The sequence below is a fragment of the Sulfitobacter sp. AS92 genome (assembly GCF_038900015.1).
Lineage (GTDB): Bacteria > Pseudomonadota > Alphaproteobacteria > Rhodobacterales > Rhodobacteraceae > Sulfitobacter.
The window spans coordinates 37,377-54,804 of sequence record NZ_JBBMQL010000014.1 but is presented as its reverse complement, the minus strand read 5'-3'; the positions used below and the strand labels follow the sequence as shown (position 1 = coordinate 54,804).

Sequence of the window (17,428 nt, the reverse complement as noted above, 5' to 3'; positions counted from 1 at the left end):
ATGCCCGACTTGCACCCCATCAAACGCGCGCTTCTTTCCGTATCCGACAAGACCGGTCTTTTGGACCTTGGCAAGGCTTTGGCGGCGCGGGGCGTCGAACTGCTCAGCACCGGCGGCACGGCACGCACGCTGCGCGAGGCGGGGTTAGAGGTGCTGGATGTGGCCGATGTCACCGGCTTTCCCGAAATGATGGATGGCCGCGTGAAAACGCTGCACCCGGTGGTGCATGGTGGCTTGCTGGCCTTGCGCGACAATGATGAACACGTCGGCGCGATGAAGGAGCACAACATCGGCGCGATCGATCTGGTGGTGGTGAACCTCTACCCGTTTGAGGAAACTGTCGCCAAAGGCGCGGAATACGCCGAAGTCATCGAGAATATCGACATCGGCGGCCCGGCGATGATCCGCTCTGCCGCCAAGAACCACGGTTTCGTCAATGTGGTGGTAGACGTCGAAGACTACGCCGAGGTGATCGCCGAGATGGAAGCCAACGACGGCCAGACCACCTATGCCCTGCGCCAGCGCCTGGCTCAGACCGCCTACGCCCGCACCGCGGCCTATGACACCGCCGTCAGCACATGGATGGCAGAGCAGGTCGCAGGCACCCCGCGCCGCCGGACGTTTGGCGGTACACTGGCACAGACCCTGCGCTATGGTGAGAACCCGCACCAACAGGCGGCTTTCTACACCGATGGCTCCACCGCACCCGGTCTGGCGAATGCCGTGCAGCATCAGGGCAAGGAACTGTCCTACAACAACATCAACGACACCGACGCGGCCTTTGCGCTGGTCAGCGAGTTTGACCCTAAAGACGGCCCCGCCTGCGCGATCATCAAACACGCCAACCCCTGCGGCGTGGCACGGGGTGAGACGATGCTGGAGGCCTATAAGCGCGCCTTTGACTGTGACCGCACCTCGGCCTTCGGCGGCATCATCGCGCTGAACCAGCCGCTCGACGGCCCCACCGCGGAAGCCATCGCCGCGATCTTCACCGAAGTTGTCATCGCCCCCGGCGCGGATGAGGATGCCAAGCGCATCTTTGCGGCCAAGAAAAACCTGCGTCTGCTGACCACCGAAGGTCTGGCCGACCCTGCCGCCGCGGCACTGGCCGTGCGTCAAGTCTCGGGCGGTTTTCTGGTGCAGGACAAAGACGTAGGCCGCGTCAGCCGCGATGACCTCAAGGTCGTGACCAAGCGCAAGCCCTCGGATCAAGAACTCGACGACATGCTGTTCGCATGGACCGTGGCCAAACACGTCAAATCCAACGCGATTATCTACGTCAAAGACGGTGCCACCGTCGGCGTCGGCGCAGGCCAGATGAGCCGGGTGGACAGCACGCGCATCGCCGCGCGCAAGGCCCAGGATATGGCCGAGGTCATGGACATCGACGCGCCGCTGACCCAAGGGTCGGTCGTAGCCTCCGATGCGTTCTTCCCCTTCGCGGACGGTCTGATCACAGCCGCTGAGGCCGGTGCCACGGCGCTGATCCAGCCCGGTGGCTCGATGCGGGACGACGAGGTGATCGCCGCAGCAGATGAAGCGGGCCTTGCCATGGTCTTCACCAACATGCGCCACTTCCGGCACTAAGCGAAGGGCAGCCCCATGCGGACATTCGGCATCGCGGCCTTTGTGGCCTTTATGATCGATCAGATCAGCAAATATGTGGTCATCCACATGATGGAGCTGGCACGCATCCGCTCTATCGAGGTGTTGCCCCCGGTGCTGAATTTCCGCTACGGCGAAAACCGGGGCATTAACTTTGGCCTCGGTGGGGATATGAGCCAATGGGTGCTGATAGCGGTGGCACTGGCGATCTGCGCGGGCGTCACTCTCTGGTTCTGGCGCAGCCCGCATGGGCGGTGGGCGCAGCTGAGCGGCGGCTTGCTGGTCGGCGGGGCCTTGGCAAATGTGGCGGACCGGCTGATATACGGCTATGTGCTGGATTTCTTGAATAACTCCTGCTGTGGCTTAAACAACCCCTTCGTCTACAACCTCGCTGATGTCTTCATCTTCGCCGGCGCTTTGGGCCTGATCCTCTTTACCGGAGAGCCGAAAGCCGCGCCCAAACGCCGGGGCAAAAAAGGTCAGTGACATTGCCCGCTCGCCTGCGATATTGAACAAGCAGACCCCGGAAGGAGACACCATGCGCCGCATTGCCCTCATCAGCTTGATCCCGCTGGCCCTCGCCGCCTGCAGCAATCAGGGCCTTCGCGACTTGCAGCCTGTCTCTGACGGGCCAGATGAGTTTTTGATTCAACCGGTCAAGCCGTTGGAACGCCCCGACAATCTGAACGCGCTGCCCGCGCCCACGCCGGGGCAGGCGAACCTGACCGACCGGTCGGCGGTGGCCGAAGGTGTGGCGGCTTTTGGCGGGCGTCTGGACACTTCTACCGCAATCCCCGCTGGCGATGCAGCGCTGGTGCAGCATACGGGCCGGATGGGCGTACAGCCCGGCATTCGGGCCGACTTGGCCCAATCTGATGCGGAATTCCGCAAGCGCAAAGGGCGGTTCACCCAGTTCCGCATCGTGCCGGTGGATCGCTATAGCCAAGCCTACCAGCGCCAAACCCTCGACGCCTATAGCGAGGCAGAGCGTTGGCGCAACGCAGGCGGGCGCACGCCGTCTTACCCGCCGCAAGAAGACACACGTTTTCGCTAGGCTTCTTGAAAGTAGCGCAAGACCGCGTAGGTAATGCGGGAGGCGATATATTTCGAGGTAAGCAATGATCCGACTGCCGATGATGGCGGCCCTGGTGGCGACGCTCTTCACAGCCCCCTCCGCGCAGGCGCGCGATAACGAGAATGAGGCGGTAACCCATTTCACCCTCGATAACGGCATGGAGGTCGTGGTCGTCGAAGACCACCGCGCCCCGGTCGTGCAGCAGATGGTCTGGTACCGCGCGGGCTCAGCCGATGAGCCTAAGGGTTCATCCGGCGTGGCGCACTTTCTGGAGCACCTGCTTTTTAAAGCAACGGATAAGTTGGAGTCGGGCGAGTTCTCGGCAACCGTGGCCGCCAACGGTGGGCGCGACAACGCCTTTACCAGTTACGATTACACCGCCTATTTCCAGCGCGTTGCCGCTGATCGCCTCGGCCTGATGATGGAGATGGAGGCCGACCGGATGAAAAACATCCGCCTGACCCCCGAAAACATCGAAACCGAACGCGATGTGATTTTGGAAGAGCGCAACCAACGGACCGAGAACAACCCAGCCGCCCTGTTCAGCGAACAGCTCAACGCCGCGCAATATCTCAACCACCGCTACGGCGTGCCGATTATCGGCTGGAAGCATGAGATGGAGGAGTTGGACCTCGAAGATGCGTTGTCGTTCTATGAGCTCTATTACTCCCCCAACAACGCTATCCTTGTGGTTTCGGGCGATGTGACGCCGGAAGAGGTGCGCGATCTGGCGGAAGCGACTTATGGCCAAATTCCCACCAACCCCGAATTGCCCGAACGCCTGCGCACTGCAGAGCCGCCGCAGATCGCCGAACGTCGATTGATCTACAAAGACGCCCGCGTGGCGCAGCCCTATGTGCGCCGCTCCTACCTCGCCCAAGAGCGTGACAGCGGTGCCCAAGGGGAAGCGGCGGCGCTGCTGTTGCTGAGCGAATTGCTGGGCGGCGGCACCACCTCCTACCTTGCCGAAAAGCTGCAATTCGATGAACAGATCGCCAATTACACCGGCGCCTTCTACAAAGCCGATACGCTGGACGACACAACCTTTGACGTCGTCGTGCTGCCCGTGCCCGGTGTCAGTCTTCAACAGGCCGAAGAGGCGCTGGACGAGGTATTGGTGCAGTTCATGGAAGCCGGGGTGGACCCAGAACACCTTGAGCGCCTCAAATCACAGTTGCGCGCCGATCAGATTTACGCCCGCGACGATGCCGATCGCGTGGCAAATCGCTACGGCTCTGCCCTTGCCATCGGCCTGACCGTCGAAGACGTGCAGGACTGGCCCGATGTGCTGCAAGCCGTCACCGCCGAAAACATCATGCAGGCTGCCCGCACCCTGTTCGACAAACGCGCATCGGTCACCGGTTGGCTGATGAAGGAGGACGCGCAATGAAACTAATCTACGCCCTGATCCTGACGGCCTTTGCCGCACTCCCCGCCCGAGCCGAAGTCGACATCCAGCCCGTTACCAGCCCCGGCGGCATCACCGCTTGGCTGGTCGAAGAGCATTCGATCCCCTTCGTTGCTCTGGAAATCCGTTTCCGTGGCGGCGCATCACTGGACGCTCCCGGCAAACGCGGTGCGATTAACCTGATGACCGGCCTATTGGAAGAGGGCGCAGGCGACATGGACGCGCGTGCCTTTAGCCGCGAGACCGAAGCACTGGCCACCAATCTCAGCTTTGACGTGTCAGATGATGCGCTTTCCGTCTCCGCCCGTTTCCTGACCGAAAACCGCGACGCCTCCGTCGAGCTGCTGCGGGCCGCGCTGTTGGAGCCGCGTTTTGACGAAGACGCTGTTGAGCGTGTGCGTGGACAGGTAATCTCAAATATCCAGTCGAACCAGAAAGACCCCAATGAAATCGCCCGGCAGACCTTTGACAAAATCGCCTTTGGCGACCACCCCTACGGCAGTTCGCTGAATGGCACGTTGGAATCGGTAGCCGGGTTGACCCGCGACGATCTGATCGCGGCCCAGAGCGCCGTGCTGGCCCGTGACCGTATCTATGTGGGCGCGGTTGGGGACATCACGCCCGAAGAACTAGGCGAGCTGCTCGACACCTTGCTGGGCGATCTGCCAGCTAAAGGCGCGCCGATGCCGACGCGTGCGGATGTGGAAATTCCTGCTGGCACCACGCTGGTCGATTTCGCTACGCCGCAATCCGTCGCGATCTTCGGCCAGCCGGGCCTCGCGCAGGATGATCCCGACTGGTTCACCGCCACAGTGCTGAACCACGTTCTCGGCGGTGGCGGTTTCGAATCCCGCTTGATGACCGAGGTGCGTGAGAAGCGCGGCCTAACCTACGGCGTCTATTCCTACCTCGCCCCGCGTGATCTGGCTGAGACCTATCTCGGGTCCGTCAGTTCGGCCAATGACCGTATTGGCGAGGCGATTGACGTGATCCGCGCCGAATGGTCCAAAGCCGCTGCTGAAGGCATCACGCAAGAGGAACTGGAGGCCGCCAAGACCTATATCACTGGCGCCTATCCCCTGCGGTTTGACGGCAACAGCCCGATTGCCAACATCCTTGTCGGCATGCAGATGCTCGGCCTGCCGACCGACTATATCGCCACCCGCAACGACAAGGTCGAGGCGGTCACGCTGGAGGATGTGAAACGCGTCGCGGCTGACTTGCTGGACCCGGAAAACCTGCATTTCGTGGTGGTTGGCCAACCTGAAGGCCTCGAAGCGTCAGCCCCACCACAAGAATGAAAAAAGCGCCGTTCCCACGGGGGCGGCGCTTTCAACTTGTCTCTGGTGACAGGGCTTATTCGCCGTAGGGCACCCAGATGTTCTTAACCTCGGTCGCGGCTTGCAGGAATTCGCGCCCCGCGCCCTCGGCCCCGAACCAATCGCGCGCCATGCCGTGGTTGACCCAAGTGCGCTTGATGTTGCTCGCCGCCCCTTTTTCGACCACGGCCGAGAGTTCCGCCGCGCCAAAGCACCAGACGGCATCAATATCCATATGCCGCGCCATCGGCTCGGCCAAATCGGCCTGCGGCCCGGTCACGATATTGACCACCCCGGCAGGCACGTCGGATGTCTCAAGCACCTGCACGAAATCAGTCGCCGCCAGCGGAAAGGGCTCACTCGCCGACAGGATCACCCGGTTGCCCATGGCAATCGCTGGCGCCATGCAAGCGACCAACCCCAAGAGCGGTGCCTCAGCCGGGCAGAGCGCCCCGATCACGCCCACAGGTTCCTTCATTGCCAACGCCACACCCCGGATCGGCACGCCGTGCACCTGACCGTCGTATTTGTCGGCCCAAGCGGCATAGGTGAAGAGCCGGTCAATGGCGGCATCAACCTCTTTGCGACCCGCCTTCGTCCCCTGCATCGCATCCAGCCGCGCGGCAAACTCATCGCCCCGCGCCGAGAGGTTTTCGGCGATGTAGTACAGGATCTGCGCCCGCAGATGGCCAGTGGTTTTCGACCACCCCTTCGCCGCATGCGCCGCCTCAACCGCGTTGCGGACATCCTTGCGACCGGCAAGGCTGACATGGCCCAACAGCCCGCCAGACTTGCCCCAGACCGGCGCGGAATATCCCCCATCGGGCCGCGCTTGCTTGCCCCCGATATAAAGCTTTGCGGTGCGGTCGATCCCATCCTCCGGCGCGCCCTCACCGGTGAATGCTTCGATCTCTTTCAATGGTTTGCCGGACACCTTCGGCTTCGTATAGCCCGCCAGACCTTCCCAACCGCCCTCACGGCCAAAGCCACTCTCGCGCTTGCCGCCGAAGCCAGCGGCGGCATCCATCATATTGGTGCCGTTGACCCAAACGATCCCGGTTTCCAATTGCGGCGCAATGTCGAGTGCGAGGTTCACATTCTCGGTCCAGACCGTCGCCGCCAGCCCGTAGCGCGTGTTATTGGCAAGCTGCACGGCCTCGCCAGGCGTACGGAAAGTGGTCGAGACCAACACCGGCCCAAAAATCTCTTCCTGCATCAACGTATCGGCAGGGTTCAGCCCGGTGATCAGCGTCGGCGGATAGAAACAACCATTCTCAGGCATCTGCCCCGGCGTGACAAACCGCTCGCCTGCGGTATTCGCCTCCACCATCTCACTCACGCGCTTGTACTGCACCGGGTCCACCAGCGCACCCACATCAATGCTCTTGTCCAGCGGATCGCCGATGCGCAGCTTCTCCATCCGGGTGCGCAGCTTGGCATAGAACCGATCAGCCACGGGCTCATGCACCAAAAGGCGCGAGCCCGCACAGCAGACCTGCCCCTGATTGAACCAGATCGCGTCAACCAGCCCTTCAACCGCAGAGTCGAGATCGGCGTCGTCGAAAACGATATAGGGCGATTTGCCACCCAACTCCAAAGTCAGCGCCTTGCCCGAACCCGCCGTCGCCTCACGAATGCGGCGGCCCACGGCGGTGGAGCCGGTAAAGGCGATCTTGTCGATATCCTCATGGGACACAATCATCTCGCCCACGGCCCCATCGCCGGTGACAATGTTAACCACACCCTTCGGCAACCCGGCCTGACGGCAGATATCGGCAAACAACAACGCCGTCAGCGATGTATACTCAGCAGGCTTCAACACCACGGTATTGCCCATCGCCAACGCAGGCGCGATCTTCCACGCCAACATCAACAGCGGGAAGTTCCACGGAATGATCTGCCCACACACGCCAAGCGCCTGCGCATCGGGCAATTCGCTTTCCACCAATTGCGCCATGCCCGCGTGATAATAGAAATGCCGCTGCGCCAAGGGCACGTCGATATCACGCGCCTCACGGATCGGCTTGCCGTTGTCCAACACTTCCAAAACCGCAAAGAGCCGCGCGTGTTTCTGCAACAACCGCGCCAGCGCATAGATATGCCGCGCCCGGCCGTGACCGCCCAGCTTCTCCCACTTCGGCTGCGCCTTTCGCGCGGCTTTTACCGCATTATCTACATCGCCCTGTGTCGCCTGCGTCAGGCTGGCCAAAACCTCACCCGTCGCCGGGTTCTTGCTGTCGAAACCTGCTCCCGGCGCGGTAAAGGCACCATCAATAAAATGGCCGAAACGCCCGCCCTGATCCACGATCCACGCCAGCGCATCTGCCGCCGATTCCGGGGCTGGCCCGTATTCCATGCTCTCAAAAATCTCGGACACGCTCATGCCTTCATCCTTTTCCAAATACCGTCCCGCAGCCTGCAACAGGCTCAGGAGGTCGCGTGACGGTAAGCCGCCGAATAATTGCCGGTCACATGATGCTCCAACTGTCGCTCAATATCGCCCAAGAGAGACGACGCGCCAAAGCGGAACAGGTCAGGCTGCAACCAACGGTCGCCCAGCTCTTCCTTCATCAAGGCCAGATAGGTGATCGCATCCTTGGCTTTGGAAATGCCACCCGCAGGTTTGTAGCCCACCCGCACCCCGGTTCGCTCATAATACTCACGGATTGCCCGGATCATCACGAGGCTGACAGGCAGGGTGGCATTAACGCTCTCCTTGCCGGTCGACGTCTTAATGAAATCGGCCCCGGCCATCATGCAGACCAGCGACGCACGCGCCACATTGCGCAGCGAACCCAATTCGCCGGTGGCAAGGATCGCTTTCACATGGGCCTCGCCACAGGCCTCACGGAAAGCGCGCATTTCGTCGTAAAGCGCCTGCCAATTGCCCGAAAGCACATGGCGGCGCGAGATCACGATGTCGATCTCGGTAGCGCCTACTTCGACGCTCATCTCGATCTCGCGGATGCGCAGTTCCAGCGGCGACAGGCCCGCCGGGAAACCGGTGGAGACGGCAGCAATCGGGATATTGGTGCCTTCCAACGCGCGCCGCGCGGCGGGGATCATCTCGTGGTACACACAAACCGCACCGGTGGTGATCGGTGCCATGCCAAGCGCATCAAGCAGGTCGGGCGCGATCGGTTGGCGCGCCTTAGCGCAAAGCCGCTCAACTCGGCGTGCGGTGTCGTCACCCGACAGGGTCGTCAGGTCGATACAGGTCACGGCGCGCAGCAGCCACGCGGCCTGATGCGCTTTTTTCAGCGAACGGCGCGCGGGAAGGGCGGCGGCACGGCGCTCGATCGCCGAGGTGTTCGCCTGCCCAGAGCGCAGCCAATCCATATCAAGCGGCATAGGCTCGACACGCTGTTCGGTCACCTGCGGCAGATGCCCGGGTGTGCCGGTTTCTGTGTCGCTTTCCTGCGGGGTCGTTTGGGTGGCCATCGGGTCTCTCCGGTTTGGTCAGGCAGGCAAAATGGCATGAGGCCGGGGGCAAGGCAAGCGACGCTAACCCCGCGTCACGTGGGGAATGCCTCAATACTAAGCGAAATGCTGCAATTGTTAATGAGAACCATTCGCAACTGTTGACTTAATTGAGAATCGTTCTCATTAATGTCTCATGAAACATGTATCTGACCCTTTTCGCCCGTCCCGCCGTACCGCATTGATCGGCGGCCTGAGTGCTTTTGCACTTCTTGGGGCGGCCCCTGTCGCCTTCGCGGCGCAAAAGCTCAACATCGTCGCGACGACAGGTATGATCGCCGACGCCGCCCGCCGTGTGGGGGGCGACTTGGTCGAGGTCCGCTCGCTCATGGGCTCAGGGGTCGATCCGCACAGCTACCGCCAGACCCGCAGCGACATCGTGGCGCTGACCCGGGCCGATCTGGTGCTTTGGCATGGTCTGTACCTTGAGGCGCAGATGGAGCGGTTTTTCGAAGATCTGGGCCGCAAGCGCGCCGTGGTCGCTGTGGCCGACGCGCTGCCTAAGAACGATCTGCTCAGCCACCCAGATTACGAGGGCCGCTATGATCCGCACGTCTGGATGGACCCTAAAACATGGGTCGCCGTGGTTGATGAAGTCGCCCGCGCCCTGACCGAGGCCCTGCCCGCAGGGGCCGAGACCTTTGCTCAGAACGCGGCCACCTATCGCGCGGAGTTGGAGCAATTGGTCAGCTATGCGGCCGAGACCGTAGCGCAGGTGCCTGAAAATCAGCGCATCTTGGTCACGGCCCACGACGCCTTTAGCTATTTCGGACGCGCCTTTGGGTTTGAGGTGATCGGCATTCAGGGCATCTCGACCAATAGCGAGGCGGGGCTGAACCGTATCTCGGGGCTGGTCGATGAGTTGGTTGAGCGCGAAATCGGCGCGGTCTTTGTTGAGACGTCGGTTTCCGACCGCAACATGCGTGCGCTGGTCGAAGGAGCTGCGGCGCGCGGTCATGAGGTCGTGATCGGCGGCTCGCTCTATAGCGACGCCATGGGGGAACCGGGCAGCTATGAGGGCACTTATATCGGTATGATCGATCATAACGTCACCACCATCGCCCGCGCGCTCGGCGCATCGGTGGATGCGGGCGGGATGAACGGCAAGCTGGTACAGGGAAGCTGATCTATGACACTTGAACTCGCCAGCAGCCGCGAAACCGCGCCCACGTCCCGCGCCGACAGCCCGCTTGCCGTGCGCGGGATGACCGTCTCCTACGGGCAGAAGCCTGCGGTCTTTTCGGTCGATATGACGGTAGAGCCGGGCAAGATGACGGCAATCATCGGCCCGAATGGCGCGGGCAAGTCAACTTTGCTCAAAGCTGCTTTGGGCATTCTTAACCCACTCGCTGGCACTGCGACCGTCTATGGCAAACCTGTGACAGAGCAGCGCCACCGCATCGCCTATGTGCCACAGCGTGCCAGCGTGGATTGGGATTTCCCGACCCGCGTGATCGATGTGGTGCTGATGGGCCTTTACCCACAGCTGGGCCTGCTGGGCCGCATCCGCCCCGTGCACCGCGCCCGCGCCACCGATTGTCTGGCCCGCGTCGGGATGGAGGATTTCGCCACCCGTCAGATCGGCCAACTGTCTGGCGGCCAGCAACAGCGGGTCTTTCTCGCGCGGGCCTTGGCGCAGGAGGCGGACCTCTATCTGTTGGATGAACCCTTTGCCGGGGTCGATGCAGCGACCGAGAAGGCGATCATCGCTGTGCTGAAATCTCTGCGAGACGCAGGTAAGACGGTTGTGGCCGTGCACCATGATCTATCGACCGTGGCGGAGTATTTCGACAATGTCTTCCTAATCAATACCCACCGTGTCGCCGAAGGCAGCGTTGAGGATGTGTTCCAGGCCCACCACCTGCAAGATGCCTATGGCGGTCGCTTAGCAGGCGCGCAGATGGATGCGTTGCAGCTGTCATGACCTGGGACGCGCTCACGCTGCAACTGGGCTATAACGCCACGCTGGTGACGCTGGGGGCCACGCTGCTAGGTATGGCAGCGGGCGTTGGCGGCACTTTTCTTTTCCTTCGCAAACGGGCGTTGGTGAGCGACGCGATTTCGCATGCAACGCTGCCCGGTGTGGCGATTGCTTTCATGGTGATGGTCGCGCTCGGTGGGGATGGGCGCAACCTGATTGGCCTGCTGCTGGGCGCGGCGGCGTCGGCGGCGGCAGGGCTGCTCTTGGTCTCATGGCTTAGCAACCGCACGCGGTTGGCCGAGGATGCGGCGATTGGATCTGTGCTGTCGGTTTTCTTTGGGCTTGGCATCGTCTTGCTGACCGTGATCCAGACCATGAGTGCTGGACGGCAGGCGGGGCTCGAGGATTTCCTCTTGGGCTCTACCGCCGGGATGCTACGCAACGATGCGCTGATTATCGCGGTGGCAGCGGCGCTGACGCTGGCGCTGGTTCTGCTCTTGCGCCGCCCGCTCACGCTCGCCTCGTTCGATCCCGAATATGGCACCGCCATCGGCCAGAACGTACCGCGCACGGATCTGGCGATGATGGGGCTGGTGCTGGCGGTGACAGTGGTGGGTCTCAAGATCGTCGGGCTGATCCTGATTGTTGCGCTCTTGATCATCCCGCCCGTCACCGCCCGGTTTTGGAGCGAGCGGACCGATCATGTGGTGCTGATCTCAGGCGCACTTGGCGGTATTGCGGCCTATGTCGGTGCGGCGCTGTCGGCGGCGCAGCCGAACCTGCCGACGGGGCCGATCATCGTGTTGGTGGGTTTCGCGCTCTTCGCGCTGTCGCTGCTGTTGGCACCGGGGCGGGGCGCGCTTTCGGCTTTGCTGCGGCACCGCCGATACCAGCGCCGGGTGCATCTGCGGCAGGGGCTGCTGGCGCTCGCCCATGGGCAACCGATCTACGAACAACTGACCCTGCGCCTGCTGCGCGCCGAAGGCTATGCGCTGCCCGATGGGGTGGCCACGAAAGCAGGCCGGGGCCGCGCCGCAAAGGCACTGCGGGATGAAACCCGCTGGCAGCTCATCCGCCGCGATCCGGCCTATGAGACCGCTGCCCAGCAATATGACGGTCTGACCCCGATTGAGACGGTGCTGACCGCCGACCAAATCCGCGAAATTGACAGCCGCATCGACATGCGCGGCGGGGTGATGGCATGAACGGTTCTGAATTTGTCCCCCTATCGTTGGTGCCGATGCTCATCGGCATTTTCGTCGCCGTGGCCTGTGCCCTGCCGGGGAATTTTTTGGTGCTGCGCCGCCAAGCGCTGATCGGCGATGCGATTAGCCATGTGGTGCTGCCGGGGATCGTGGTGGCGTTTCTGGTGACCGGCGTGGTCAGCACTTGGCCGATGCTGCTGGGGGCTGCGGGCGCGGCGCTGGTTTCTGTGATGGCTATTGAGGGCGTCCGCCGCCTGGGCAAGATCGAATCCGGTGCGGCGATGGGCGTGGTGTTCACCGCGATGTTCGCGGGCGGGGTGCTGTTACTTGAGCAATCGGACACCAGCAATGTGCATCTCGACGTGGAGCATGCGCTTTACGGCAACCTTGAAAGCCTGATTTGGCTGGACGCGACCGGCTGGGGGTCATTGGTGGACCCCGAAGCGCTTGCGACCATCCCGGTCGAATTGCCACGCATGGCGGTGACGCTGCTGTTCGCCGCGCTTTTCACGGCGCTGTTCTGGAGGCCGCTGAAAATCAGCACCTTTGACGAAGGGTTCGCCCGCACCATCGGCATGAAGACCGGGCCACTTGGCCTTGGTCTGGTCATCGTCGCGGCGATTGCCGCTGTGGCTGCGTTCGACGCGGTGGGCAGTATCATTGTCATCGCCATGTTCATTTGTCCCCCCGCCGCCGCACGGATGATGACCAACCGGTTGGAGCATCAGATTGCGTGGTCTGTGCTTTTTGCCACGCTCGCTGCGGTGCTGGGCTATGTTTTGGCGGGATACGGACCACTTTGGATCGGCATGCGGGATTCCGTCTCGGCGGCGGGGATGATCGCCACGGTCTCGGGCGTTATCCTTGGGTTTGCTGCACTTATGGGGCCACATCGGCAAAGAGGCGCCGCCGCCCCCGCCGCTTAATCGAATCGCAACGATTCGTTTTTTACGCGACCGATTCGCTTTTGCTTTGACCTGTGATTCGTCCTGCGTCTATACAGGAGGCAAGCTCCCCCCCCCGGAGATCACTTTTAACCGGGTCGCCCGCCGCTCTGATAAGACCGGAATAACAAAAGCACCAGTGCGCCGAGTAGACGACCCATAAGCGGATCGCCCCAGCATTGGCGGCGGTCCGCTGACTTCCCTAAACCCCTCTGATAAGCGTTTTCTACGCCCCATTCGCATCTGGCAGAATCGGCGTAGCCCAGCTAGGTTTTGCGGTATGGCCACTACGAACCCCAATATAAGCGAAAACCGCCCCGTTATCCGGCAGCTGGACGAATCCGCGATCAACCGCATCGCCGCGGGCGAGGTGGTCGAACGTCCGGCCTCTGCCGTGAAAGAACTTGTCGAAAACGCCATCGACGCCGGCGCGCGCCGGATAACGGTGGAATACGCCGACGGCGGCAAGACGATGATCCGTGTGACCGATGATGGCTGCGGCATTGCGCCGGATGACCTTGCGCTGGCTTTGTCGCGACATGCTACCTCCAAGATCGACGGGTCAGACCTGCTGAACATCCACACCTTCGGCTTTCGGGGCGAGGCGCTGCCGTCGCTCGGCGCGGTCGGGCGGCTGACCATCACCAGCCGGGCTGCGGGTTTAGAGGGGGCCGAGATTACTATCGACGGTGGCCGCATGGGCGAGGCGCGCCCCGCCGCGCTGAACAGCGGCACCATCGTCACCCTGCGCGATCTGTTTTTTGCCACGCCAGCGCGGCTTAAGTTTCTGCGCACTGACCGGGCCGAAGCGCAGGCCATCGGCGATGTTATCAAGCGGCTGGCCATGGCCGAACCCTTCGTGCGCTTCGTGCTGCGCGATGTCTCGGGCGACGGCAAAGGCCGCGATGTGTTCCGCGCCGAGGCTGAGCAGGGGGATTTGTTTGAAGCGTTGCATGGCCGTCTGGCGCAGGTCTTGGGCCGTGAGTTTGCCGAAAATGCGTTGCCCATTGATGCGATGCGCGAGGGGCTGCACCTGACGGGCTTTGCAGCACTGCCAACCTATTCGCGCGGCTCTGCGGTGGCGCAATATCTTTTTGTAAATGGCCGCCCGGTGCGGGATAAACTGCTCACCGGCGCGCTGCGTGGTGCTTATTTCGATTTCCTTAGCCGCGACCGTCACCCGGCGGCGGCGCTGTTTGTCGAATGCCCACCGACCTTGGTGGATGTGAACGTGCACCCGGCCAAGTCGGAAGTTCGCTTCCGCGATCCCGGTCTGGCGCGGGGGCTCATCGTCTCGGCCCTGCGCCATGCGCTAGCCGAAGCGGGGCACCGTGCTTCAACCACCGTGGCGCAGGCGACCTTGGGTGCGATGCAACCACAGCCACAAGGCGCGCGGGTTTATCAGATGGACCGGGCCGGCATGGACCGTCCCAGCCCAGCCGCACGCCAAGCGGCCTATGAGGCGCAAGCGCCCGGCTTTGCCGAGACCGCAGGCGTTTGGGGCCGGGTGGAAGGCACGCCGATGCCTGCCGCACCGATTGTCGAAGAGGCGTCAGAGGCTCCTGCGCCGGACTACCCTCTCGGCACCGCACGGGGGCAGGTGCATGAGAATTACATCATCGCCCAGACCGCCAATGGCATGGTCATTGTGGATCAACACGCCGCGCATGAGCGGCTGGTTTATGAAAAATTGAAGCGCCAGATGGAAGCCAACGGCGTGGCGGCCCAAGCGCTGCTGATCCCTGAGATCGTCGAACTGTCTACAAATGACTGCGCGCGGCTGCTGGAACTGGCGGACGAACTCGCGAAACTCGGCCTCGGCATCGAAGCCTTTGGCGGCAGTGCCATCGCCGTGCGCGAGACGCCTGCGATCCTCGGCACCGTCAACGCCCGCGCGCTGATCCTTGATGTGCTGGACGAATTGGCCGACGGCGACAACAGCAACATCGTGCAGGCCAAAATCGAAGCGATCCTAAGCCGCGTGGCCTGTCACGGCTCGATTCGCTCGGGCCGCTGGATGCGCGCCGAAGAGATGAACGCCCTGCTGCGCGAGATGGAGGCGACGCCGCACTCCGGCCAGTGCAACCACGGGCGGCCCACCTACGTCGAGCTAAAACTGGCTGACATCGAACGGCTGTTCGGGCGCACTTGATGGAGCTTGGCGGCGCGACTTTGAACCTGTCTGATCCTCTGACTCTTGCGGCGCTCGCGGGGGCGGGGCTGCTGTTTCTCATCATCATCCTGCTTATCATGGCGGTCCGCGCCGCTGGCCGCTCGGCCCGGGTGGCGGCCCCGTTGGCGCAGCAGATGCGCATCCTTGGGGGTCATGTGCAGCAGTTGGGGCAGGGGCAAGAGCAGCTGCGCGGCGGGTTGCAGATGGTGTCGGACACCCAGACCAACACCCAAGCGCAGATGATGCAGAGCATGGAAGCGCGGCTGGCGCATGTGCAGCAGCAGATGCAGGACCGCCTGGCCGACAACGCCGCCCGTTCGGCCCGCTCGCTGGCCGAGATGCAGCAGCGCATGACCGAAACGCTGCACGGCTCGTCAAAGCGCACCACGACCAGCCTGACACAGTTGCAAGAACGGCTCGCTTCCATCGACAAGGCGCAGGACAATATCACCAAACTCTCGGGCGATGTGCTGTCGCTGCAGGACATCCTGAGCAACAAGCAAACACGCGGCTCATTCGGCGAAATTCAGTTGCGCGACATCGTTTCCAAAGCCCTGCCGAGCGACAGCTATTCGCTGCAAGCCACGCTCAGCAACGGCAAACGGCCCGATTGTCTGATCCATCTGCCCAACCCACCGGGGCCGATTGTGATCGACAGCAAATTCCCGCTGGAAGCCTATGAGGCGCTGCGCCGCGCCAAGACCGATCTGGAAACCCGCGCCGCCGCCCAGCAGATGAAAACCGCCGTGCGGGTGCATCTGAACGCGATTGCCGACAAATACATTCTGGAGGGCGAGACCGCCGAGGGCGCGTTGATGTTCCTGCCGTCTGAAGCCGTCTATGCCGAGCTTCATGCGAACTTCCCCGAACTGGTGCGCGAAGGGTTTGAAAAGCGTGTCTGGATCGTCAGCCCGACCACCTGCATGGCCACGCTCAACACCATGCGCGCCATTTTGAAAGACGCGCGGATGCGCGAACAGGCGGGCGCGATCCGTCGCGAGTTGGGCAATCTGAACAAGGATGTCGAACGGCTGGCGATGCGTGTGGGCAACCTTGACCGGCACTTCAGCCAAGCGCGCCGCGATGTGGAAGAGATCAAGGTCAGCAGCGAAAAAGCCGCCAAACGTGCGGGCCGATTGCATAATTTCGACTTTGAAGAACTGGCAGAAGAGAAATCCGAGGCTATTGTTCCCTTAAGGAAACCCGAAGGGAACGGCTAAATGAATCAAGCTGATATTACTGGCGTCACGCTGGAGGCGATGCAAACGCGGGCGGCGGCCCTGCGGGGTGATATCCTTCAAACGCCGGTGGTGCCGTTGTTTTCCTCAAGGGTCAGCGACGTGCTTGATGGGGCGCATATCGCGCTCAAACTGGAGTGTTTTCAGCATACCGGCACCTTCAAGGCGCGCGGGGCGCTGTCGGTGGCGCGCCAGCTTGATGATGACACGCGCGGGCGGGGTATCACGGCGGCAAGTGCCGGCAACCATGCCATTGCCGCAGGCTGGGCCGCGGCCAAGCTGGGCATCAGCGCCAAGGTGGTGATGCAAGACAACGCCAACCCGTTTCGCGTCGAACTTGCCCGCGCCACCGGGGCTGAGGTGATTATGAAACCCCCGGGGGCAGAGACCTTTGCCGAGGCGGAGCGGTTGGTCCGCGATGAGGGGCGCTTTTTCATCCACCCTTTCGAGGGGCTGCATACCTCACTTGGCACCTCTGGGGTGGGGCTGGAACTTATGGCGCAGGTGGCTGATCTGGACGCGGTTGTCGTCTCGGTCGGCGGCGGCGGGCTGATCAGTGGCGTGGCTGCGGCGGTCAAGGCGATCAATCCGGCCTGTCGGGTTTACGGCGTAGAGCCTGTGGGCGCTGACAGCATGTCACAAAGCCTTGCTGCTGGAGAGCCGGTGACCATCCCCAAGGTCAATACCATTGCCGATAGCCTTGGCCCACCGATGGCGCTGCCCTTCGGGCACGCACTGTGTGCTGTCTATGTCGACGATGTTGTGACGGTCAGCGATGACGAAATCTGTGCAGGTATGGTGGTGCTGCAACAGGCTGCGAAACTCGCGGTAGAACCTGCTGCAGGGGCTGCGATGGCCGGGGCACTTGGGCCGTTGAGAGGTCACTTGGCCGGGCGCCGTGTTGGGGTGATCGTTTGTGGCGCTAACATCGACACCGAAAGTTATCTGGGCCAACTGGCCCGCGGGCAGGCAGCGCTCGAAAGCCTGCTCTCATAGCGGCCCGTTGCCAGACAGTGGCGGCCCTTCGGTGCTGTGAAAACACCCAAGAAAATGTACCGGG

The 17,428-nt window shown here is 62.4% G+C and carries 14 protein-coding genes; 12 read left to right on the top strand and 2 right to left on the bottom strand.

The window, feature by feature from the left end; all coding sequences use genetic code 11:
• From purH to WNY61_RS17460, 5 genes are all read left to right on the top strand, one after another.
• The gene (purH, locus tag WNY61_RS17480; protein ID WP_342852726.1) at positions 1–1,587 is read left to right on the top strand and encodes a bifunctional phosphoribosylaminoimidazolecarboxamide formyltransferase/IMP cyclohydrolase; all 1,587 of its coding nucleotides are present in this window, start codon (positions 1–3) and stop codon (positions 1,585–1,587) included.
• Between the two features lie 15 nt (positions 1,588–1,602).
• Positions 1,603–2,091, top strand: a complete 489-nt coding sequence (gene lspA / locus WNY61_RS17475; RefSeq protein ID WP_342852725.1) for a signal peptidase II — start codon at positions 1,603–1,605, stop codon at positions 2,089–2,091.
• A 52-nt stretch (positions 2,092–2,143) separates the two neighbouring features.
• The gene (locus WNY61_RS17470; protein ID WP_342852724.1) at positions 2,144–2,659 is read left to right on the top strand and encodes a DUF3035 domain-containing protein; all 516 of its coding nucleotides are present in this window, start codon (positions 2,144–2,146) and stop codon (positions 2,657–2,659) included.
• A gap of 64 nt (positions 2,660–2,723) precedes the next feature.
• The gene (locus WNY61_RS17465; protein ID WP_342852723.1) at positions 2,724–4,070 is read left to right on the top strand and encodes a pitrilysin family protein; all 1,347 of its coding nucleotides are present in this window, start codon (positions 2,724–2,726) and stop codon (positions 4,068–4,070) included.
• Positions 4,067–5,389, top strand: a complete 1,323-nt coding sequence (locus WNY61_RS17460; protein ID WP_342852722.1) for a pitrilysin family protein — start codon at positions 4,067–4,069, stop codon at positions 5,387–5,389. The genes WNY61_RS17465 and WNY61_RS17460 overlap by 4 nt, the downstream gene beginning before the upstream one ends.
• 55 nt (positions 5,390–5,444) lie before the next feature.
• Here WNY61_RS17460 and WNY61_RS17455 read toward each other — a convergent pair whose 3' ends face one another.
• Together WNY61_RS17455 and deoC are read right to left on the bottom strand one after the other, a co-directional pair.
• Entirely contained in the window at positions 5,445–7,790 is a 2,346-nt protein-coding gene (locus WNY61_RS17455; RefSeq protein ID WP_342852721.1) for an aldehyde dehydrogenase family protein, read from the bottom strand.
• A 44-nt stretch (positions 7,791–7,834) separates the two neighbouring features.
• Positions 7,835–8,848 carry a deoxyribose-phosphate aldolase gene (gene deoC, locus WNY61_RS17450; RefSeq protein WP_342852720.1) on the bottom strand — a complete coding sequence of 338 codons (1,014 nt, stop codon included), beginning with the start codon at positions 8,846–8,848 and terminating at the stop codon, positions 7,835–7,837.
• 175 nt (positions 8,849–9,023) lie between these two features.
• Here deoC and WNY61_RS17445 point away from each other — a divergent pair, with 175 nt between their 5' ends.
• From WNY61_RS17445 to WNY61_RS17415, 7 genes are all read left to right on the top strand, one after another.
• Positions 9,024–10,013, top strand: coding sequence for a zinc ABC transporter substrate-binding protein (locus tag WNY61_RS17445; protein ID WP_342852719.1), 990 nt, complete (start codon positions 9,024–9,026; stop codon positions 10,011–10,013).
• 3 nt (positions 10,014–10,016) lie between these two features.
• On the top strand, positions 10,017–10,811 hold the full coding sequence (locus WNY61_RS17440) for a metal ABC transporter ATP-binding protein (RefSeq protein ID WP_342852718.1): 795 nt from the start codon (positions 10,017–10,019) through the stop codon (positions 10,809–10,811).
• Entirely contained in the window at positions 10,808–12,013 is a 1,206-nt protein-coding gene (locus WNY61_RS17435) for a metal ABC transporter permease (RefSeq protein ID WP_342852717.1), read from the top strand. The genes WNY61_RS17440 and WNY61_RS17435 overlap by 4 nt, the downstream gene beginning before the upstream one ends.
• On the top strand, positions 12,010–12,939 hold the full coding sequence (locus WNY61_RS17430) for a metal ABC transporter permease (RefSeq protein ID WP_342852716.1): 930 nt from the start codon (positions 12,010–12,012) through the stop codon (positions 12,937–12,939). Before WNY61_RS17435 ends, WNY61_RS17430 begins: the two co-directional genes overlap by 4 nt.
• Positions 12,940–13,237: 298 nt before the next feature.
• A complete protein-coding gene (gene mutL, locus WNY61_RS17425) occupies positions 13,238–15,109 on the top strand; it encodes a DNA mismatch repair endonuclease MutL (RefSeq protein WP_342852715.1) in 1,872 nt (623 codons plus the stop codon).
• Positions 15,106–16,350 carry a DNA recombination protein RmuC gene (rmuC, locus tag WNY61_RS17420; RefSeq protein ID WP_342852714.1) on the top strand — a complete coding sequence of 415 codons (1,245 nt, stop codon included), beginning with the start codon at positions 15,106–15,108 and terminating at the stop codon, positions 16,348–16,350. The genes mutL and rmuC overlap by 4 nt, the downstream gene beginning before the upstream one ends.
• A complete protein-coding gene (locus tag WNY61_RS17415; RefSeq protein ID WP_342852713.1) occupies positions 16,351–17,364 on the top strand; it encodes a pyridoxal-phosphate dependent enzyme in 1,014 nt (337 codons plus the stop codon).
• Positions 17,365–17,428 lie beyond the last annotated feature (64 nt).